This window comes from Vibrio sp. J383 (assembly GCF_023503985.1).
GTDB classification, from domain to species: domain Bacteria; phylum Pseudomonadota; class Gammaproteobacteria; order Enterobacterales; family Vibrionaceae; genus Vibrio; species Vibrio splendidus.
The window spans coordinates 1,634,589-1,654,470 of sequence record NZ_CP097294.1 but is presented as its reverse complement, the minus strand read 5'-3'; the positions used below and the strand labels follow the sequence as shown (position 1 = coordinate 1,654,470).

18 protein-coding genes are annotated in these 19,882 nt (G+C 44.4%); 11 read left to right on the top strand and 7 right to left on the bottom strand.

Annotated elements, in window-relative coordinates; genetic code table 11:
* Nucleotides 1-160: 160 nt before the first annotated feature.
* Both M4S28_RS23760 and M4S28_RS23755 read right to left on the bottom strand, forming a co-directional pair.
* On the bottom strand, nt 161-1,711 hold the full coding sequence (locus tag M4S28_RS23760) for a DHA2 family efflux MFS transporter permease subunit (RefSeq protein ID WP_102561448.1): 1,551 nt from the start codon (nt 1,709-1,711) through the stop codon (nt 161-163).
* 3 nt (nt 1,712-1,714) lie between these two features.
* Complete coding sequence (locus M4S28_RS23755) at nt 1,715-2,779, bottom strand: HlyD family secretion protein (protein WP_009844998.1); 1,065 nt, start codon at nt 2,777-2,779, stop codon at nt 1,715-1,717.
* A gap of 128 nt (nt 2,780-2,907) precedes the next feature.
* Here M4S28_RS23755 and M4S28_RS23750 point away from each other — a divergent pair, with 128 nt between their 5' ends.
* Nucleotides 2,908-3,810 (top strand): LysR family transcriptional regulator, encoded by a 903-nt coding sequence (locus M4S28_RS23750; RefSeq protein ID WP_017058411.1) that lies wholly within the window; start codon nt 2,908-2,910, stop codon nt 3,808-3,810.
* Nucleotides 3,811-3,882: 72 nt separating this feature from the next.
* On the opposite strand, the gene M4S28_RS23745 is transcribed toward M4S28_RS23750, so the two are convergent.
* From M4S28_RS23745 to M4S28_RS23730, 4 genes are all read right to left on the bottom strand, one after another.
* A complete protein-coding gene (locus M4S28_RS23745; RefSeq protein WP_249633041.1) occupies nt 3,883-6,291 on the bottom strand; it encodes a glycoside hydrolase in 2,409 nt (802 codons plus the stop codon).
* 120 nt (nt 6,292-6,411) lie between these two features.
* Nucleotides 6,412-7,230: a DUF2861 family protein gene (locus tag M4S28_RS23740; protein WP_249633040.1), complete on the bottom strand. Its 819-nt coding sequence runs from the start codon at nt 7,228-7,230 to the stop codon at nt 6,412-6,414.
* Nucleotides 7,230-7,877: a response regulator transcription factor gene (locus tag M4S28_RS23735; RefSeq protein ID WP_102511883.1), complete on the bottom strand. Its 648-nt coding sequence runs from the start codon at nt 7,875-7,877 to the stop codon at nt 7,230-7,232. The genes M4S28_RS23740 and M4S28_RS23735 overlap by 1 nt, the downstream gene beginning before the upstream one ends.
* The gene (locus tag M4S28_RS23730; protein WP_249633039.1) at nt 7,855-9,264 is read right to left on the bottom strand and encodes an ATP-binding protein; all 1,410 of its coding nucleotides are present in this window, start codon (nt 9,262-9,264) and stop codon (nt 7,855-7,857) included. Before M4S28_RS23730 ends, M4S28_RS23735 begins: the two co-directional genes overlap by 23 nt.
* Nucleotides 9,265-9,507: 243 nt before the next feature.
* Between M4S28_RS23730 and M4S28_RS23725 the strand changes: the two genes are divergently transcribed.
* Nucleotides 9,508-10,041 (top strand): YbhB/YbcL family Raf kinase inhibitor-like protein, encoded by a 534-nt coding sequence (locus M4S28_RS23725; protein ID WP_249633038.1) that lies wholly within the window; start codon nt 9,508-9,510, stop codon nt 10,039-10,041.
* Nucleotides 10,042-10,120: 79 nt separating this feature from the next.
* Nucleotides 10,121-10,933, top strand: coding sequence for a helix-turn-helix transcriptional regulator (locus tag M4S28_RS23720; protein WP_249633037.1), 813 nt, complete (start codon nt 10,121-10,123; stop codon nt 10,931-10,933).
* A gap of 14 nt (nt 10,934-10,947) precedes the next feature.
* Here M4S28_RS23720 and M4S28_RS23715 read toward each other — a convergent pair whose 3' ends face one another.
* Nucleotides 10,948-12,141, bottom strand: coding sequence for an MFS transporter (locus M4S28_RS23715; protein ID WP_054541138.1), 1,194 nt, complete (start codon nt 12,139-12,141; stop codon nt 10,948-10,950).
* A gap of 133 nt (nt 12,142-12,274) precedes the next feature.
* Between M4S28_RS23715 and dsdA the strand changes: the two genes are divergently transcribed.
* From dsdA to M4S28_RS23675, 8 genes are all read left to right on the top strand, one after another.
* Nucleotides 12,275-13,606, top strand: a complete 1,332-nt coding sequence (dsdA, locus tag M4S28_RS23710) for a D-serine ammonia-lyase (protein ID WP_249633036.1) — start codon at nt 12,275-12,277, stop codon at nt 13,604-13,606.
* Between the two features lie 253 nt (nt 13,607-13,859).
* Nucleotides 13,860-14,660, top strand: a complete 801-nt coding sequence (locus M4S28_RS23705) for a hypothetical protein (protein WP_249633035.1) — start codon at nt 13,860-13,862, stop codon at nt 14,658-14,660.
* A gap of 251 nt (nt 14,661-14,911) precedes the next feature.
* Nucleotides 14,912-15,973, top strand: coding sequence for a tryptophan--tRNA ligase (gene trpS / locus M4S28_RS23700; RefSeq protein ID WP_249633034.1), 1,062 nt, complete (start codon nt 14,912-14,914; stop codon nt 15,971-15,973).
* A 137-nt stretch (nt 15,974-16,110) separates the two neighbouring features.
* Entirely contained in the window at nt 16,111-16,479 is a 369-nt protein-coding gene (locus M4S28_RS23695; RefSeq protein ID WP_249633033.1) for a YbbD-related protein, read from the top strand.
* Between the two features lie 124 nt (nt 16,480-16,603).
* On the top strand, nt 16,604-16,981 hold the full coding sequence (locus M4S28_RS23690) for a VOC family protein (RefSeq protein ID WP_249633766.1): 378 nt from the start codon (nt 16,604-16,606) through the stop codon (nt 16,979-16,981).
* A gap of 136 nt (nt 16,982-17,117) precedes the next feature.
* On the top strand, nt 17,118-17,597 hold the full coding sequence (locus M4S28_RS23685; RefSeq protein WP_249633032.1) for a hypothetical protein: 480 nt from the start codon (nt 17,118-17,120) through the stop codon (nt 17,595-17,597).
* Nucleotides 17,598-17,953: 356 nt separating this feature from the next.
* Nucleotides 17,954-18,814 carry a delta-class carbonic anhydrase gene (locus M4S28_RS23680; protein WP_108190221.1) on the top strand — a complete coding sequence of 287 codons (861 nt, stop codon included), beginning with the start codon at nt 17,954-17,956 and terminating at the stop codon, nt 18,812-18,814.
* 322 nt (nt 18,815-19,136) lie between these two features.
* On the top strand, nt 19,137-19,763 hold the full coding sequence (locus M4S28_RS23675; protein ID WP_249633031.1) for a LysE family translocator: 627 nt from the start codon (nt 19,137-19,139) through the stop codon (nt 19,761-19,763).
* Nucleotides 19,764-19,882 lie beyond the last annotated feature (119 nt).

Genomic DNA, 19,882 nt, shown 5'->3' with positions numbered 1-19,882 from the left:
GCCTTCAAACGCAGGCTGCGTTTACCTTATTTTTGTGGGGTTATCCGTGTTTTAGAAATAAAAAAGAGGTAAGCCGATAAGCTTACCTCTCTGTTTTCTTACTCGATTTTTTATCCGAAATGTAGCCTTTTTTGAAGCTTTACTAACTAAAAAACTAGCGCTAATCACGCATGTTAAAAATCAATACTGCCGCTAGAGCCAAGAACGCCGTCATCATTAGGAACACATCGTTGTAAGCCATGATGGCAGCGTCACGTTGCATTGTACCAAGTAAGCTTGCTTGCGCTTGTTGCATCGCCGTTGCGGCATCACTTCCTGACTGAATGAAAAACGCTTGTTGTTGCTGAAGCGTCTGCCAACCAAGTTGACTCACAGAAGGTAGCGACTCCTTGATGTGAGCCAGATGCTCACGGGTTTTGTTATCCAATAGCGTAGCGATAATCGCGATGCTGAAAGCGCCACCTAAGTTTCTCATTACGTTGGTTAACGTTGATGCGTCTGGCGTGTCCATTTTGCTGATGTTTTTCATGGCAACCAAAGACAGCGGAACCATAATAAATGGGCTACCGATAGCACGCAGAACCATAGACAAAATCAGCTGTTGGCCACCAAAATCGATTGTCATGTGCGTATTCACGTAACAACTGAAACCGAACATTGCGAAGCCAAAGGTCACCAAGTACTTAGGCTTAATTATCTGTGTTAGCTTGGGCACAATTGGGAATATCAGAAGCTGTGGGAAACCCATCCACATTAGCACTTCACCAATTTCCATCGCGTTATATTGCTGAATTTGAGTGAGATACATCGGCAGCACATAGATAGAGCCAAGCAACGCCATCCCCAAAATCAAATAGGCGATACAAGACATAGCAAACTGCCCATCCCGCAATAGCCGCAGGTTAACCAATGGCTTTTTGTGTTGGAGTTCGTTTATCACAAAGTAAACCAAACTCACCGCCGAGACGATACTCAAGCCAATAATAAAGCTCGAACTGAACCACTCTTCACGGTTACCTTCTTCTAGTACCACTTCCAAGCAACCTAGCCCTAACGCCATGGTCGCGATACCAAACCAGTCGGCTTTTTTCAGGGTGCCAAGGTCGAGCTTTTCATCATCCAAACCATATCGGATCATGGTGATCACAAGCAAAGCAGGCGGAATATTGATGTAGAAAATATAGTGCCATGAAAAGTTCTCCGTCAACCAACCACCAAATGTTGGGCCGATCGATGGAGCAAAGGTCGCGGTTACGCCAAACAGTGCCATACCCACAGCACGTTTGTTAACAGGCAATAACTGAATCACTAACGAGAAAGCAAGCGGGATTAAAGCGCCACCACTGAAGCCTTGCATCGCTCGGAATACGATCATCGAGGTCATATTCCAAGAGAACGAACACAACAAAGATGAAATGGTGAAAATGGCCGTCGTCCACGTGATATAACGGCGTTTACCGAGCGCTTTAGAAAGCCAACCACTGAGTGGGATAGCGATCATCTCTGCGACTAGATAAGACGTAGAGATCCACGAACTTTCATCTAAGGTGGCAGACAGTGCGCCTTGAATATCTTTGAGAGACGAGTTGGTGATCTGAATATCCAAGATCGCCATAAACGCGCCAATCAAACCGCCAAATAGGGCGATCCAATGGCGTCTAGAAACCACTCCATCATCATTAGTGTGGGTGACAACACCAGCATTACTCATGATCTAGCCTCGTTTATCGATGGTCGCTACCACAGACAAACCAGGAAGCAGTCGACCTTTCAACTCTTGCTGATCTGGAATCGTAATTTTCACCGGTACACGTTGAACGATTTTAGTGAAGTTACCGGTCGCGTTTTCTGGTGGTAAGAGCGCAAACTTGGCGCCAGTCGCAGGGGAGAAGCTGTCTACCACGCCTTCAAGTGGCTGGCCCGGAAAGGCATCCAGTTCGACTTCTACCGTTTGGCCTTTGTGAATGCCGCTTAGCTGTGTTTCTTTGAAGTTAGCTTCAATCCACACTTGGTTGTTTGGTACCAAGCTCATAAGTGGTGCGCCTGCTTGAATCAGCAAGCCTTCACGAACGCTACGTTTACCAATCACGCCATCCGCTGGCGCGTAAACCTTGGTGTAATCAAGGTTAAGTTGTGCTTGATCTCTTTGTGCTTGAGCTTCAGTCACGGATGCGTTTGCTTGTTCGATTTCACTCGCAATCACGATTAGTTGATCATTACTTGCGACAAGGTTTGCTTTCGCTTCTTCAAGTTCTGCTTGGGTGACTTTTTGTTGTGCGACCATGCTGTCGACTTCATCTTGCGAAGCATAGTTACGCTTTAATAAGCTACGAGAACGCACTACTTGTTGGATTGCACGCTCGTATTCAGCTTGTGCGGAATCAACACGGCTCTCGGCTTGATTTATTTGGCTACGTTGTAACGTTTGTTGAGCGATAAGGTTGTGTACGCTTGATTGAACGACGCTTAAATGCGCATTCGCCTGAGCAAGTGCAGATTGGTAATCACGATCATCGATTTGAACCAACAAGTCACCTTGTTTAACCGATTGGTTATCACTCACATAAGACTTAACAATATAACCCGACACCTTCGGGCTTATATTAGTGATGTCGCCTTGTAGGTAGGCATTGTCGGTAGATTCAAAGTATTGGCCATAGCCGTACCAATATCCGGCACCAGCAAGACCTAATGACAGCATGATCGCAGTAGCAATAAGCGGAGCTTTTTTACGTTTTTTTGTGCTTACTGATTGCGAAGCGTTGTTGTTCTCTGTCATTTTTTATTTCTCATTTTGTTTTTATTTAGATGTAACGAATTGTAAATGAATTCGATTGATTGATAAGATAGGAAAAAAGGGAAACACTGTTGCATGAATCTTACTAATAGGGCTTTGGGAGAAGTACGATGGACTTAAATGCTGTGACTGTTTTTACACAAGTTGTTGATTGTGGGAGTTTCACGCACGCAGCTGAAGCATTGAACATGACCAAGTCGACCGTCAGCCGAAAGCTTGACGAGCTGGAGCAGCACCTAGGTGTGAGGTTGATCACTCGTTCGACACGAAGTTTAGTTTTAACGCCAGAGGGTGAGCGCTTTTATCAGTCGAGCATGCAGATGCAAGAGATCATGAACCAAGCTGAGTTAGAGGTTTCTGCCAATCAGGATTTGATCCGAGGGCAGTTGAATGTTGTGTTGCCTGTCGAATTGGGACATCAAGTATTAGCCACATACATCCACAGTTTCCTAAAAGAGCACCCAAACGTGACTTTGAACTTAGAACTGTCGAATCGAGAAGTTGACATCATTGCAGAGGGGATCGATCTTTACGCGCAAATTGGTGAGTTGGTGGATTCGAGCTTGGTTTCTCGCTACCTCACAACATCGAAGCGTGTATTGGTAGCCAGCCCTGAGTATTTAGAGCAGTTCGATGAAATCTCTTCGCCCAATGATCTTGAACCGCCATTCAGAATGATTGAGGTGGTGAACAAGGCGGCACGTCTACCTAAGTGGCATTTGCAATTAGAAGGCGGAGAGTCGATTTTGATCGATCTACCGTGTCAGTTGCGGGTGAATACCATCACGGCATGCCTAACAGCGTGTGTGGATGGGCTCGGCTTGGCGGTGCTTCCTGAATTCATTTGTCGGGAACACTTCAAGACAGGTAAGCTGATTCGTTTGTTACCTGAATATGAGATGCCAGAAGTTTCAGTAAGCCTAGTGTATGCAGACAGGCAGTTGATGCCGAAACGTAAAAAGGTCTTTATCGACTATCTACTGACTGCCTTTCAAAATAGGAAGCACAAGTAACGGGCTGAACATTAGCGGTTAAATAAGTGCTTAAGCTTCCTATTATTCGTTTTTGTCTAAACCGTATTGAAGCTAACTATGATTGGGCTGCCAGTCGACGACTTGTCCATTCACTAATATAGCTTTGACCGATAGGGCAGCAATATCGATACCGTTGTGACGAAAGGCCTTGTTGGAGAAGTTGGCTATGATCTTACTCCCGTCACTGAACTCGGTTTGTTGAACATCGCCGTTCTTATCTAACCAGTCGAAATCGGCCAACTGTTTATCCCATAACTGTTCGTGCATCGGTTCAAAGCCATCTTGATAGTGTTTCAATGCTTTGATTCTCGTGCTTGAACTTGATAAAGCTTCATCTCTGGTCAAGTGAACCATCGGTGGTGTGTTGTACAGCATGGCGGTTAAGTCACGTTCTGCTTGTACATTAGTGAACTTAAGGCTGTCTGAATGCCAATGGTGCGTATTGATCACTTCATCGTGGAAAACGGCTTGGTATAACGGAATTCGGTATTGAGGCGAAAACAGTAGCGATTTGTAGGGCTCTTTAACCTCGGCGGGTTTAAAGAAGAAGTCAGGCTTGTGGTCTGGGTACCAACGACCTAAGTAATAGGGAGATCGGCGATTCTCTTTCATGTCTTTATCTGTCCAGCCAAAACCAACCGTTTCTAAGCCGTGCGCAAACGCGATGCCTTTTGTTGTTAGGCTGTTGCCGTCTTCAGATCCTAATACTAACGATGGTTGCTCGCTTAGCCACTGCATTCGGTTGTTGAAGGCAGAAAGCATATCCGATTCGTTTGTATCGCCATTGCCATTGCCATTGCTGTTGCTATGGCTCTTGCTATGACTGTCTATAGAGCCGCTGTAATCTTCACGTGCCATGGCGGTTGCATCAACATCTAAGAACAAGCTGTTGAAGTTGCCGAATTTCATAATGTCTTGAGCGCGCTGCTTTACGTAATCTAAATGGCAATTCGGATTAAGATAGAATCCGTTACCTCGAAACCCTTTTTTTAGGCTGCCATTCGCTAGTTCAATGGCACAACTTTGACGCATTGGCTCTGGTAATTGAGCGGTTAGCCAGTTGTCGTTCAGCTTCGCAGGAATGGCTGTGTTGTAGGAATCATAGGTGCCGACCAGATATCCTGACTGTTTTGCCAGACCCACAGCGTTAGGTTGATAGAATGCTGGCATCCAATTATCGAATCCGAGCCAAAGTTTGCTTAAGCCTGCCTTATTTAGATTGGTTACCATGTCTGAAGACAACGCTTGTCCCCAAGTGTCTGACGAGTTTAGGTAGGGGGAGGCGTGTTCAACCAACCAATTTTTCTTATTCTGCGCTGCCACGTATTGAGCTTTGATCGTGTTGTTTTCGAGTGTCGCAGTACCGACTGGAAATAACACCTGCAACGACTGGCTAATAGAGTCCAACAATAACTGTTTGTGGTACTGACTGAACCAATCTTTGCCCTTGGAGAGTGATGAAAGCTCTCTTTTTGCTTCCTTGGAAACGTTGAGTTTAGAGCCCTTTAGATACCAAGCTTTCAATCCCCACCAGTTACTCACATCTTGGACGCTTAATGGGTCTTTGCCAAACAAATAAACGTGGCTCGCGCCGATCAACTTACTCACATCTGGATTGCGCTTTTGCTTTGCTACAAGCGTTTCAGACTGGTCATTATTGATGCGCCAATCTCGGTATTGTTTGGCACCATCTAACCACGAGTCTCCGAGGGTGATACGAACAATAAAAGGCTGTGACTGATTGAGCATCGTAAATTGGTGTGATGCCTTCATATCAATTTTGGTCTTTGTATTTGAGGAAGCATTAGAGGATGCATCTGAAAAGAGCAGTTGATTGTTGGTTGCATTAATCATCTGATAGCTAATGAAGTGGTCGTTCTGTTGTGCTGTCCAAAAAGGCATCTTTAGGTCTTGAGTGGTGTTGCTTCCAGAATGGTTGTCGACTAGATAACTACCCCAAAGCTTGTTATTTGTAGGTACACGCATGCCTTCGCTAATAGGAAGAAATAGGGTCTGAGTTTGTTGTTCTGCAAGATCAAACCACGCCAACTCTACGGGCTGGTTACGTTTCACCTGTATATTTGAAGGGAAGCTGAACTGAAAAGTGAGTTGATCTTGATTTAGTTCTACCTCAATGTTTATCCCACTAGGTACTAAGGTCCAAGTTGCGGTCTTTGCTGAGTTAGTTTTATCGGAAAGACCAATGACTAGATTCGTCACTTTCTGTGGTTGGCTATCAACGGTGAGAGCGACGCTGTTAACGCTTAAGCCGTTCCAATCTATCTCTAAAGTATTCGATGAAATAGAGACTGTATTGTTGTTACTGGTGTTAGCGCTAACGCTGCTATTACTGGTTAGCGTTATTTGGCTCGCTTGTGTATTGGATGAAAACAGACAAGCTGTTGTTAAAGCTACAATGGCACAAGTAGAAAGGTTGAGTGGGTGACGTACGCTAAGCATATCTAGATTCCGTAAAGGGTAAGTACGGGCATTACACCCAAGTAGCGCTAGTGCTTTGTCACCTATATGTCTCTATTTTCTGAATTACCTAGTTTTTAATATTCTTCTGAATGCATTCCATTAGAAAGGCACCGCGACACGCTGCACATATTGGACTTCAATCGCACCTTGGTATTCAAACATTTCAACCGAGGCACTCAAGTGTTTGGCATTAGTCCCTAGCGGGCTTTCTGTGGGAACGGGTGCTTGCGCTGTCTTGATTGGCACTTTGTAGCCTAACAGGTTGTAGTTCTCATCAAACCATTGCCAACTCACATTGGCGTTAGGGCAGTTGTCGATCACCTTCGGTGGCGTGATCACGATATGTGGTTCGCTGAGTTTACTTTCGAGTGTTAACCATCGCTTGCTGTTGTCTAAAGCGACAACAATAGGAAAGTGGTTCGAACCTACCCTTAGTTGATAAACACCAGATTCGGGTTTGATAAACATTTCACTGGTCTCAATCTCTTGATACTCATTGTTAGAAGCGAGTTGTCCATCGAGAAGGATTTTACCTCTTGGAGAAACCAGAGAGATAGGTTGTGTTTGGATTTTCGTGTCTTCACTGAGTTGCTCTGCAGCGACTTTGATTTGATAACCTTGTGATGACAGGCCGTAGCGTCGAATGAAGCTAACTTGAATGTGATGTTTCGTCTCAGTGTCTTGTCTTAGTGAAGTTCCGCATTGAGTTTGGCTCAATATCTCTTGTTTCACAGGCAGCCAAAGCTCACTATCGAGTGTTTGTTGATCGAGTGCGATTTGAAGCTCTTGCCACGCGACTTGAGGTTGTTCATCAAGCAGAGATTGATACGTATGTTGTAATGGCGTGTTGGTAAACCAAGCGGCGTGACACGCAAACGGCAAAGCGCAGATCAATGCGATTAACGAAGTGACTCTCATTATGATTCCCCAGCTAAGCGATAACCAACGCCGCGATGTGTTTCGATCTTTAGGGTTGGCAGCTTCTGGCGCAAGCGCAGTATGTGATTATCCACGGTTCGGGTACTTGGAAAGGCTTGATAACCCCAAATCTTATTGAGTAACTCATCACGATGAAACACGCGACTTTGGTTCTGAACAAACAAGACCAATAACTGGAACTCTTTAGGTTTTAACGTGATCGGGCTTTCATCCAAATAAGCGGTTCGTTCAGACAAGCGGACTTCAATGTTGGCGTAATTTAGTTGGCTCACCCCTAACGGACGAAGCTGGGTAATGACTCGAGCAAGCAACTCCTCGTTTGAGAAAGGTTTAGTGACGTAATCTTTGGCACCTGCCATTAAGCCTTCTACGCGTTGCTGGACTTCCACTTTAGCCGTTAACACAATCACAGGAAGCGCTTTGAGGAGTAGCCAATTTGGAAGGTGTTGCAAGCTGTCACCGTCTTCGAGTTGTCGATCCAGTATCACTAGATCGGCGCGGAACCATTGCTTACTGGCACTCTCTGAATCCTTCGCCCAAAGGCATGGGTAACCATTGGACTCAAAGAAGCTGACGAGGCCTTGTCCAAGTAGATGGTCGTCTTCAATCAGCAGTAGGGTGTTCATAAGCTATTTCCAAAATACATCGGGTTGGATTACGAAGAATAATGAGACGGCCATTCGCTTGTTTCATCAAGTGTTCGACAATAGTAAGGCCAATGCCCATGTTGTCTTGTCTGTGATTGATATTCGGTGTTGCTCGAGATACGAACCGTTGCAGAAAAGAAGGGAAGTGACCTTCGTCTTGCACCTCAATCCTGAGCTTATCAGCGAGTTCTACCTTGACCAAAACCTCACCTATACCGTGCTGTTTAGCGTTCTTAATCAAGTTATCTAAGCAGATGGTTAGCCAGTAATACGGTAGGTTAAGTTCAGCATCACTTGAATCACATTGATACTCGATATTGTGCTTTTCACATACATGATCGAGCCACTCTTCTAAGGATGCGTTCTGCTTTAATAAAGGCTCCGACTGATCCGAACTTAGATACACTTTGCTGTTTTCGGTGAGTTGAGAGAGCCTTTGATAGTCAGAGATTAAACGCCAAACCGCATTTTGAGTTTCATCAGAAAAGTCATCGTAGCGATTTCTAAACATCTCGACGGTTAGACCTAGGCTAGTAATTGGCGTGCGCAGTTCATGAGTAAGAAGCTGTAAAACGAACTGCCTCTCTTTTCGTTGTTTTGTTCTTAGGTATAAGACTCTACCGAGTCCGGAAATCAACGTTAACAGCAATGTAAAGATCAAGGTTTTCATGATCAGATTGTCATTGCTAGGCTCGCTTAAGCACACGTTGCTGTAACGAAAAGTACAGGTTTCACCCGTCAAAGATACCTCTTGCCGCTCTGCAATAGGTTGCCAAACATCTAAGGGAATGGCTTTCCAGCCTTGCTCGCCACTTAACCAAAGCACATCGTCCTGTTGCCAAGCTCGGTATCCACTGAGCAGTGCTTCTCTGCCTTGTGCACTTAGGTTTTCTAGCTTGTTATATAAAGGGTGCTGAGGGTTGGTAAGACTCAAAAATGGGCGTATCTGCTCGGTCACATCTGGGTAAGCGGCTAAATAACGATCAGCAAAACTGCCACCTGCAGGGTGTCGTTTGGAGTGTGCTGCAAACCAAATGGAATCCAATGCTTGTTGCTGACACAAAGCGAGCTCAAACTCGATGGCATCATCTAATGAAGGGTTATTGCTTTCAATCGCTCGGCAGTGATCTTGTATTGACGCTAACGCTGCGATGTCGTCCCAACTGAATTGGTTGAAATCAGGATAGCGGCTACGTTCATGAAGCAGAACTTTCGGATACTGAGCCAACTCTTGTTGAGAGACTAGGATTGGGGATGATTGCCAGCTCAGTTGATACAGGGTTTGCCACTTATCTTGCAAACTTTGGGCATTGGCTAGAGTTGGGAGCCAAAAGATCAAGCCAAGGGCTAAGGTAAACCTGCGCATCCAATCATTCTCGTTAAAAGTCGTGGGGCGAGTCTAAAGAGTTTTGGACGTGATTTGTAACCTGAATGTCAACAAGTGTTCCTTTAACAACAAATTGTCGAGTGGGTCATGTTTTAAAATAATAAATTAAAAATACAGTAAGTATCATTTAAATGGATTAAGCTAGGTAATTGTGTACTTATTGTCATTATCGGGCGTGTGGAGGGGACTATACTGGGCTCATACCTAATAAGAGGAACCATTATGAAACTCATCATCAAATCAGTATTGGCACTTAGTATCTTAACAGCTGGCTCGGCTCAGGCATTCGAATTAACGAGTAATGATATTCAAGAAGGTCACCCAATGGCGAAGACGTTTGAATATTCAAGTTGGGGTTGTGACGGCGAGAACTTGTCACCGCAGTTGATGTGGAAAGATGCTCCAGCAGGAACCAAAAGCTTTGCAATCACGGCCTATGATCCAGATGCACCAACTGAAAGTGGTTTCTGGCACTGGGTCGCGTTTGATATTCCAGCATTAGTGAGCGAGCTACCTCGTGGTGTCGACATCTCTAAAGTGGGTGGCAAAGAAGGCCGCATAGATTATGGAACGGTAGGTTTCGGTGGCGCTTGTCCTCCTGAAAAAGATGGCATGCACCGCTACCAGTTCACGGTTTGGGCATTGCCAACGGATAAGCTCAACCTAGACGAAAACACGCCGTCGGCTGTGGTTGGATTCACGTTGAACAGCATGGCTTTAGACAAAGCGAAACTGACTACAACTTACACACGTTAGTAATTGACACAAGCTAATAAAGCGACCAGTTATTTATGCGAAAGCTGGTCGTTGATAATAAGTAAACAAGGGGGATGAGATGAATCATCAATATCAAGTGACGATCTTTCGTGCAGAGCAGTTACAAAAACTGCGTAATGTGAGGATTCTATCCCCTAGTATCATTCAGATCATTACAGGCAGTAAGCGCCTGTTTTGGAAAGATTCAGCGGCAGAACTCTCACATTCAGAGCTGCTGTTGTGTGAGGCATCATCGTCATTGAGTTTTGAGAACATGCCCCACAAAGGGCGCTTCTTATCGCGAGTGTTCAGCTTTCAATTCCAACCTTCTCAGGCGATGCTTGATTTAAGTGAGGAACGCTCGAATGATCTGGGGCTGCCTAAAGTACAAGCGGATCGTAGCTTACAAGATTCACTCAATGCTCTGTTTTCCTTTGATAGACAAAGCATGAGTAAAGAGACCCAGCAGTTTTGGTTGCAGGGCTTATACCAGCAATTAGCCGAGAAAGGTGTGTTGCATCGATTGTTTGCCAGTGCCAACGTCTCTTTTAGCCAAAAGCTCAGCCATTATCTTTCTCATTCACCTGATGAGAAGCATCCGCTGGAGTCGGTGGCGGAACGCTTTGCGATGAGCCGCGCCACGCTTATCCGTAAATTGAAACTTGAAGGCATGCAATATCGTGAGGTACTGGCTGAAGTTCGCTTGAGTCATGCGCTTTATCTGATGCAAAACGGACAGCAGAATGTGGCGATGTTAGCTCAGTCTTGCGGTTATCAATCGGAAGGGCGTTTTAGCCAGCGCTTTAAAGGGAAGTTTGGTTTGTCGCCAAGTGAATACATCAAAACCGTCGTCAGTAATACAGTCGCGAGCAATAAAGTCGCGACGCCATAACCATTCTGTTTGTCCTAAACGCTCACCTTTTTGTCTCGTGCTGCCAATGCCGCGAAAATCGTGCACGCAAATGCAACGGATGCGATCAGCAGAATGGGAACACTCCAAGAGTCGGTTTGAGCATGAAGCTTACCCACCAGCGTTGGACCTGTTGCCGCTAAAGCATAACCAATTCCTTGCGCCATACCCGACAGCGATGCGGCTTGGCTGCTATTCGATGTTCTCAGGCCAACAAAAGAGAGCGCGATAATAAACGTAGAGCAGTTGGCTAATCCAAACAGTCCCACCCAAAAGATCGCAAACTCAGGCAAATACAGCAGCCCAATCAATCCAATAAATACACTCGAAGTACAAAGCGTAATGAGCCATTGTTGGTTATCGCTTTTACCTAAGAACGGCAGTAACAGCAATCCCGGAACCATAGTCGAAAATTGTAGAAATCCGTAGATATAACCCGCATCGATTTCGCTGTAGCCAAGGTCGTTCAAGATCTGTGGAAGCCAGCCTGCCAAAGAATAGAAGGTAAATGAGTTCAGCCCAAGAGCTAGTGTCACTTGCCATGCAACGCCACTCTTGATCATCTTTTTCATCGGAATCGGCTTTTCTTGATGCTTGTTATTGGTCGATGAAGAAGAGCGTTTTCTGATTTTAGGCAACCAGATCATCAGAGCTAATATTGGGAATATTAGGTTCATTAACAGCGCTAATTGCCAACCCGTGACCGTGAATAAGGTTAGATTTGAAAACGGCACCATCAAACTTGAGCCTAACGTCGAACCGATGCCCATCGTAAAAATGTACAAAGAAGTGACTGTCGCAATACGAGTAGGGAAGCTAATTTTCACTACAACGGGCAACAACACGTTACCAATCGCGATACCAAGTCCAATCATTACTGTGCCGATGTATAACGTCGGAATTGCTCCAAAAGAGCGCAGTGTAATACCCGTAGTGATCAAAACTAAGCCTAAGAGCAGGCTAGGTTCTAGACCAATTCGTTGAGATATCTTGGTGACTAATGGTGAAAATAAGGCAAAAGTTAACAGTGGCAAAGCTGTTAAGAATCCAGCAGCCGACGACGTAAGGTTGAGGCCTTCCATAACCTGAGAAAGCACAGGAGCCAAGCTCGTAAAAGGCCCACGAAGGTTAAGTGCTAGGAATAGAATCCCTAACATGACGAAAATGCTATTACGAAGAGAGGCGCTCATAGGTTGTTCTACTGTTTGCTTATGAGAAGACAGGCTAGCCTACAGATCATTGAATGATTACACAAATACCGTTTAAATAGGTTTACTAATGACTGAACCAGCGTCGCGCGCGCTTTACCAAAGAAGGTAATCCATGACCGTATTGAATATCCATAAACTCATCTCAGATTTCCCATTACTTCAACAATTGATTGCATTGGAAGAAGTGGTTTGGTTTAACCCAAATGTGACGACTCTGGAGCGCGGTTTGCCTTATGTGGGATTAAGCGAACAAGATATTCATGATGCGAGTTTGAGGTTACAAAGGTTTACCCCTTATCTGGTGAAGGCATTCCCTGAAACTCATGTGACGAATGGCATCATCGAATCTGAGCTTATCGATATCCCTGCAATGAAGTTAGCATTAGAAGCTCATTATCAGCAGCCAATAAAAGGGCGTTTGATGATGAAGAAAGACAGCCATTTACCGATTTCAGGTTCAATCAAAGCGCGCGGTGGTATCTATGAAGTACTAACGCATGCCGAGAAGCTTGCGATTGAAGCGGGGTTACTGTGTGAGAGCGATGACTACAGTAAGTTGCTCGAACCTGAATTTCGTGACTTCTTCCAACAATACAGCATTGCGGTAGGTTCAACGGGTAACCTAGGAATGTCGATTGGTATCATGAGTGCCAAGCTAGGTTTTACAGTGTCCGTTCATATGTCAGCAGACGCGAGAGCTTGGAAGAAAAGTAAACTGCGAGAGCACGGTGTTAACGTGGTCGAGTATCAACAAGATTATGGCGTTGCAGTAGAACAAGGACGGAAAGAAGCGGAGCAAGACCCGCGTTGTTTCTTCATTGATGATGAAAACTCACAAACACTGTTCCTTGGTTACTCTGTGGCTGGAGAAAGGCTCAAGAAGCAATTCGAGCAACAGGGGATTGTGGTTAATGAACAGCATCCTTTGTTTGTTTACTTGCCTTGTGGTGTGGGTGGCGGGCCCGGTGGTGTTGCATTTGGATTGAAGATGGCTTTTGGTGATCACGTGCACTGTATTTTTGCTGAGCCAACCCATTCGCCTTGTATGTTGCTCGGTGTTCATACCGGTTTGCATGATGAGATTGCGGTGCAAGATCTGGGTATCGACAACCTCACCGCCGCAGACGGTTTGGCGGTTGGACGGGCATCTGGCTTTGTGGGTCGCGCGATGGAGCGCTTGCTTGATGGTTATTACACATTAACCGATGAACGTATGTACCAATTGTTAGGAGAACTGAACCAAGTAGAGGACATTCAACTTGAGCCTTCAGCGCTAGCAGGTATGCCGGGTGCGATTCATGTTGAGCAAAATAGTGAGTACCTTGCTCGTCTACAGATTGATGAGTCGACGCTAGCGAATGCAACACATCTTGTGTGGGCGACAGGCGGAGGCATGGTGCCACCACAAGAAATGGCAGCTTATTTAGCGAAGTCATCGCTTTAACCCTAAAGCTCTTATCGTTTAATTATTTGTAAATATCAGTTGTTGCAAATATAAGCTGTTAAAAAGATAAGTCATGACAGAAGAGTGTTGTTTATAGCTTGAACACACTCTTTCTCACATCTAAATTCCACTGTAATTCAAACAATAACTTGCGCAGATCGTTACCCGAAACACATATTTTATAAATTAGGCTTCTTAGATGTTCTAACTATCAGTTAGGTTGAGTGGCATTCAACTTGATAGGGATTTAGCAATGCAGACGGATAAAGTGATGCAGACAAGACACATAAACACACCAGAAAAATTACTCCAGCGTTTAGATGCGATTGGGGAGTCTTTGGAAGCATCGGGTAAGGCTCATGCTTTACTGGGATTGGGCTCGGTAGGTATTGAAACAGAACGACTTGATCAGTATTCAGATGTCGATTTTTTCGCGATAGTACAAACGGGGCATAAGCAGTATTTCTTAGACAGCTTGCATTGGCTCTCAGACATTCACCCAATCGACTACGCGGTGAGAAACACCGTCGATGGCTATAAAGTACTTTATGCCGATGGGATATTCTGTGAGTTTGCGGTATTCGAACCACACGAATTAGCGTACATTCCGTTTGCTGAAGGGCGTATTGTTTGGCAGCAACCTGAATTTGATACTCAGTGCTGTATCCCACCAGTAAAAGGGGAGGCAGGCGCTAACTCCGAAGAGTGGATCATTGGTGAGGCTCTAACCAATCTTTATGTGGGTATGTCTCGTTATAATCGAGGCGAAAAGCTGTCGGGCAGTCGGTTCGTTCAATCTTACGCACTTGATCGTTTGATCGATCTTGTGGATCAAACTGAACATTCTGAGCCTGAATTCGTTGATGAATTTATGTCGGATAGAAGGCTAGAAGCGCGCTTTCCTAAGTTTGCTCAATTGCTACCAACCTTTACACAAGGTTACGAGCGTACGGCTGAATCGGCACTTGCCCAACTAGTGTTTCTCAACACCCACTTCACAGTTAACCAAGCCATGCGTGACCGAATCACTGAGCTGTGTTCCGTTAAAGATTAAGCCTATAACCTATTAATCTTAAGATCTATTTTCTTGGTGCGCGTAAATAACAGTTGTCGCTCGTCTGTATTGTTGATAGGTTTTAACCATGAAATTTAATTCTGCTTCAACTTCAATTTTCTTTTGGTGGTGCTCTCAATAGAGCAGCACGGAATACTTACATTCTTTAGCTGCTGGACGGTAGCTAAAGAATGTCATCAAAAATGTCGCCTCTTTTTATCTCCAGTAGCCTTTTAACTTGGAGATACACCATGAATACCAACTCAAACAGCCATACCGACAGCAATAATATTGGCAGTAAGAACAATACCAACAAGCCTGAAATCATTCTGACTGGCGATAGAGCTACTGGGCCTTTGCATTTGGGTCATTACGTTGGTTCACTTAAACAAAGAGTCTCTTTGCAGCATATTCACGACCAAACGATATTGGTCGCTGACATGCAAGGGCTTACCGACAACGCCCATAATCCTTCGAAGGTTTCTTCCAACATTCTCAATGTAGTCGCTGACTATCTTGCTGTGGGTATCGACCCGACCAAGACCACGATTTGTCTGCAATCACAGTTGCCGGTGTTAGCTGAGCTCACCATGTTCTACAGCAATCTTGTTTCTATCGCTCGCTTGGAACGCAATCCAACGGTCAAAAGTGAAATTCAGAACAAGGAATTTGGACGATCTATTCCAGCAGGCTTCCTCACTTATCCAATCTCACAGGCGGCAGACATCACCGCTTTCAACGCGACTTTAGTGCCTGTCGGTGATGATCAACTGCCGATGTTAGAACAAACCAATGAGATAGTAAGGAAGGTGAATTCGCTCGCTGGCAAACCAATCTTGAATGAATGCAGACCGCTTCTCAGCAATGCATCTCGCCTCCCTAGTACCGATGGTAAAAGTAAGATGTCTAAATCGATGGGCAACGCCATTAATTTGGGTGCAACAGAGAAAGAGATCAGAGCTGCCGTTAAATCCATGTATACCGATCCAAATCATCTTCGAATTGAAGACCCAGGCAAGGTAGAAGGAAATATCGTGTTCACTTATCTTGATGCTTTTCACAGTGACGCTAACTATGTCAGTCAACTAAAAGAGCATTACCAAAAAGGTGGGCTAGGTGATGGACAAACTAAGAAAGTGTTGGAAGAGTGTCTGCAAGAGATGCTTCGTCCTATTCGTGAAAGAAGATCTGAGTTGCTAGATGACAAAGCGCAGCTGATCGAGATTTTACGCAGTGGCACCCAAGTCTCTAGAGAAAGAACGCAAAAGGTATTGTTCGATGTTAAAGGCGTCTTTGGTTTGAATATTATCTAGCGCTGGCTACGTGTAAATAAAGTCAATTAATTTGAATGCTGATTACGATTGATTTATAAAATGGATTTTGTGAATGGAAATGAGGTTGTATGGCAACGCATGATTTCACACTCCAGCTTTCAAGTTATGGTAATTAAATGAAAATTAACGTTTTACTCTCTGTCTTATTTTCGGCTTTGGTTTCAATGTCTGGCTGTTCAGATGTGGTCAGCGATGAGTACTCGACTTATGCGCAAGCCAAACAAGAGCGATTGTTTGACAGGGGATGGTTACCCGACATTCTGCCTAAATCTACCGTGAAGATTGAAGTGAATAATGATTTGGATGCGAATACTTCAGAAGGAAGCTTCGTTATCAACGAGCCAGCATTGTCTGAATTTATTGGGAAGTTAAAACCGACTGAATCAGCCAATCAATTTCAGTTTGTGGATGGCGAGAATGTTTGGGTGTTCAAGATTGGTGATGATAGTGTAGTTTCCTACACGCTCAGTAAGCGCGAAGGCTAAGTTAAGTAATTCCAACCTACATGTCTGTTATGAGTTATGTGGGTTGTCGAATGACATTGTTCACCTAACTGTGCCTAGTCACCGCCAATAAGCCCTTATCACTCTCAATTACAGGCAAGTAATGATGGAAATCAGTCATTTAGATCATTTGGTATTAACCGTGAAAGATTTACAAGTTACGGTCGATTTTTACCAACGGGTACTTGGAATGAAGCCTATCGAATTTGGCGAGGGCAGGTTGGCGTTGTCATTTGGGACGCAGAAGATCAATTTACACCTCAGTGGTAGCGAGTTCGAGCCAAAGGCAAGGCGTGTGCAGGTCGGTAGTGCGGACCTCTGCTTTATTACCAATACGCCAATTGCTGAAGTCGCCGAACATATCCAAGCGCAAGGCGTCGTGATAGAAGAGGGACCAGTACTGCGAACCGGTGCGACGGGAAAAATTGTCTCTGTTTATATTCGAGATCCTGATGGCAACCTGATTGAAGTCTCGAATTATTAGTTTTAGACCTACAATCGTACGCTTTTCTTTACTCTTCAAGTACATGACATTTCACTTTTACGCTGCTTGGTGCTGGATGTAGTCAACCAAATAAATTACAATCGAACGATGTTTTATTAATTCGTGCTTTATCACTATGATGAGAAACTTACTCATATTCATCGTTAGCCTGTTTTTCTTAACAGCTTGCTCTTCAACGAGTAATCATCAGCTAGACGACAATACATTGAGCAACGAAGACGCAATGTCGAAAAGCTTGGAAGAAGAGAGCAATATCGATGTTGCAATTGATACAAGTGCTGAGACCAACGTTGAATCTTCCCATGAATCGTTAGTTAATCATCAACCAATAACCGATCATGAATCAAACTCAAACCTTGATTCAAATAAAGACATGATAACTTGCGCCAATGTAGAGCCAGAATCAGTGGAACCTTCTCAAGTAGCAGCGACAGATACAACTCAAAGCGATGCTAAGAGTGGCGGTGAAAAAGGCATCGGAAGCTATTTTATTCGTCATAACCAACCGACTAAGACCGTGATTAAATCACTAGAGGGCGTGACAGATGCATTAAACGTCATGACGTTTGGGATATTTGCCACCGGTAATGGTTAAACCGTTAACCAAGAATGCCAACCTAATAGATAGAATGAAACGTGAAGGCGAGCCCAGTGGTTCGCCTTTTTTGATCCTAAATCTGGCTATCACTGTGCTTAATAATCGAGTTCACTTTTCTGAGCGTTTGAGTCAGACGACAGTCAACAAAGTCGGAAATTATTAGTTCTGGAAGGGACTAGCCGGATTTAACCTGTTTGACTTGTTATATGCATCAGGGGTTCTAATACTCATCCCAAAGTAAGAAATGAAATCTAATCTTACAAAGACAGCTCTTATATTCATACGTGAGCATAGTAAGATGTTTGCTGCTAGGTTCGGTTTAGGTTTAGTTATCAATATTCTAGGGAAGAAATATGAACAACAAGAGTGTGTTTTTAAGCGTCGCGGTGGTGATGTTATCTGCTCAAGCAAATGCATCTGACGCGAACCATGAGTCTGTATCAGATGGTGTTATCGCAGAACAAAGAGCGAAGCTTTCTGAAAACACCCAAGGGCAAGGTTTTGGCCCGCAAGCCCCACGAGATTTGGGTTCATTGAAAGGAACAAATACCAGACTGTTTTCGGATGCCCCTGATTCAACAGCAATGAACTTATGTAATATTCACTTCCATAAGAACGCTGAGCACAAAGGCGGCGAGTTTACTCAATACGCTGGCAATGGTGATGGGAAGGGCTTCCAGAGTGGTTTTAAATACACAGGTAAGTTGAGTTCAGCTGAGCTGAAACCATTTGAGGGCAAGGTTTGTCCGAGCGATCATGGTTCTTTGCATTCGGGGGACACCATTGAAGTTCACTATGTTTATTCAACGGCGCAAGTTGAACCGGGCGAAACACTGGGCGCTTGTTTTAACGACGCGATTACCAACCCGCAACTGCGTGTTGAAACTCAAGTCTATGTATTAGTTAATGACGACAAAGCTCTCGACTTTGAAGCATTAGCGAAACACTCTAAAGTCAACGGTTTAAACCAAGCACCAAATATTCCTCAAAATACGGGTTCAGCGATTCAATACGCAGGCTCTACAACGGGTCCTGGTTACAATGAGCAAGGTTCACCTTTCCAAGTCACATGGAGCGTTAGACCACAAGTCGCGAAAGTAAATATCGCGACAGTGGGTAGCTGGTGTGAAGGTAATGACTTTAACGAAGATCACGCCCACGGTGTAAGAAATATAGTCGTAAACCCAGAGTTACTGTCTCCAATCGCTAACTAATCTTGTCACGTTGATTTTCTATCATTGTTTTCGAAGGCGAGCCTCTAGGTTCGCCTTTTTTGTGCCTTAACGAAAAACACTTTGGTGATTGGTGATTGGTGACTGGTGACTGGTGACTGGTTGAAGTTGAAGTTGAAGTTGAAGTTGAAGTTTATGCTTGGGGTTAAGGCTGGGTTTAGGTGTGGTGGGGAAATTACGTGTCACACTTATTCAAAACATGAGTTGTGTTAAACGCGCTTAGTCAAAAACGTTCTTTACCCGAATCGAAGCTCCATGATACGTTCATGATCAATTATGTTCGGTTATAGATAAGGACAGTCTAATGTCACTAGAAGGTGCGATTACATTCTTTATTGCCATGTTTATATTTGGTATTACTCCGGGGCCTGGCGTATTTGCCATTTTAGCTCGAGGCATGGTTAATGGTTGGCGAAAGTGCATCACTCTTTCGTTAGGGATGATATGCAGTGATCTTATTTATCTTGCACTTGCCTGTTTCGGTCTAGCAACGATTGCCGAGAATTGGTCGATTGCGTTTGAGGTGATTCGCTACGTTGGTGCAGCTTATTTGATTTACTTGGGCTATAAGATGTTTAAGAGCTTACCTGAAGTGCAAGGCTCAGCGGAACTTGCGGCCAAACAGAGTCAGAAATCCGAACTCGCAAGTTTCGCACAAGGCTTTTTGATTTCAGCTTCAAACCCTAAAGTGATTCTTTTTTATATATCGTTCTTGCCGACTTTCATTGATCTGACAGTTCTGCGCTCACAAGATATTGTCTTGGTTTCTGGTTTAGCATCTGTTGCTCTAATGTCTGGTTTAATGCTAATTGCAATGGGCGCGGGCAGAATGGCAGGTTTGCTAAAAACGCCACGCGCGCATAGAAGATTAAATCAAAGTGCTGGTGGAATAATGATTGCTGCTGGCTCATATTTGGCGATAAATCGATAAAAAAGATTCTTTAAACAGGAAGGCGAACCGATGGGTTCGCCTTTTTAGTTGTATATAAGTGGCATCGTTTAAACAGAGACTTGTTTGTTAATCACAATGGTGCAATTATTTAACGAGTG

Excerpts from the sequence above, each read along its gene's own strand:
- M4S28_RS23760 (WP_102561448.1), bottom strand. The coding sequence starts at position 1,711 with ATGAGTAATGCTGGTGTTGTCACCCACACTAATGATGATGGAGTGGTT.
- M4S28_RS23755 (WP_009844998.1), bottom strand. The coding sequence starts at position 2,779 with ATGACAGAGAACAACAACGCTTCGCAATCAGTAAGCACAAAAAAACGT.
- M4S28_RS23750 (WP_017058411.1), top strand. The coding sequence starts at position 2,908 with ATGGACTTAAATGCTGTGACTGTTTTTACACAAGTTGTTGATTGTGGG.
- M4S28_RS23745 (WP_249633041.1), bottom strand. The coding sequence starts at position 6,291 with ATGCTTAGCGTACGTCACCCACTCAACCTTTCTACTTGTGCCATTGTA.
- M4S28_RS23740 (WP_249633040.1), bottom strand. The coding sequence starts at position 7,230 with ATGAGAGTCACTTCGTTAATCGCATTGATCTGCGCTTTGCCGTTTGCG.
- M4S28_RS23735 (WP_102511883.1), bottom strand. The coding sequence starts at position 7,877 with ATGAACACCCTACTGCTGATTGAAGACGACCATCTACTTGGACAAGGC.
- M4S28_RS23730 (WP_249633039.1), bottom strand. The coding sequence starts at position 9,264 with ATGCGCAGGTTTACCTTAGCCCTTGGCTTGATCTTTTGGCTCCCAACT.
- M4S28_RS23725 (WP_249633038.1), top strand. The coding sequence starts at position 9,508 with ATGAAACTCATCATCAAATCAGTATTGGCACTTAGTATCTTAACAGCT.
- M4S28_RS23720 (WP_249633037.1), top strand. The coding sequence starts at position 10,121 with ATGAATCATCAATATCAAGTGACGATCTTTCGTGCAGAGCAGTTACAA.
- M4S28_RS23715 (WP_054541138.1), bottom strand. The coding sequence starts at position 12,141 with ATGAGCGCCTCTCTTCGTAATAGCATTTTCGTCATGTTAGGGATTCTA.
- dsdA (WP_249633036.1), top strand. The coding sequence starts at position 12,275 with ATGACCGTATTGAATATCCATAAACTCATCTCAGATTTCCCATTACTT.
- M4S28_RS23705 (WP_249633035.1), top strand. The coding sequence starts at position 13,860 with ATGCAGACGGATAAAGTGATGCAGACAAGACACATAAACACACCAGAA.
- trpS (WP_249633034.1), top strand. The coding sequence starts at position 14,912 with ATGAATACCAACTCAAACAGCCATACCGACAGCAATAATATTGGCAGT.
- M4S28_RS23695 (WP_249633033.1), top strand. The coding sequence starts at position 16,111 with ATGAAAATTAACGTTTTACTCTCTGTCTTATTTTCGGCTTTGGTTTCA.
- M4S28_RS23690 (WP_249633766.1), top strand. The coding sequence starts at position 16,604 with ATGGAAATCAGTCATTTAGATCATTTGGTATTAACCGTGAAAGATTTA.
- M4S28_RS23685 (WP_249633032.1), top strand. The coding sequence starts at position 17,118 with ATGATGAGAAACTTACTCATATTCATCGTTAGCCTGTTTTTCTTAACA.
- M4S28_RS23680 (WP_108190221.1), top strand. The coding sequence starts at position 17,954 with ATGAACAACAAGAGTGTGTTTTTAAGCGTCGCGGTGGTGATGTTATCT.
- M4S28_RS23675 (WP_249633031.1), top strand. The coding sequence starts at position 19,137 with ATGTCACTAGAAGGTGCGATTACATTCTTTATTGCCATGTTTATATTT.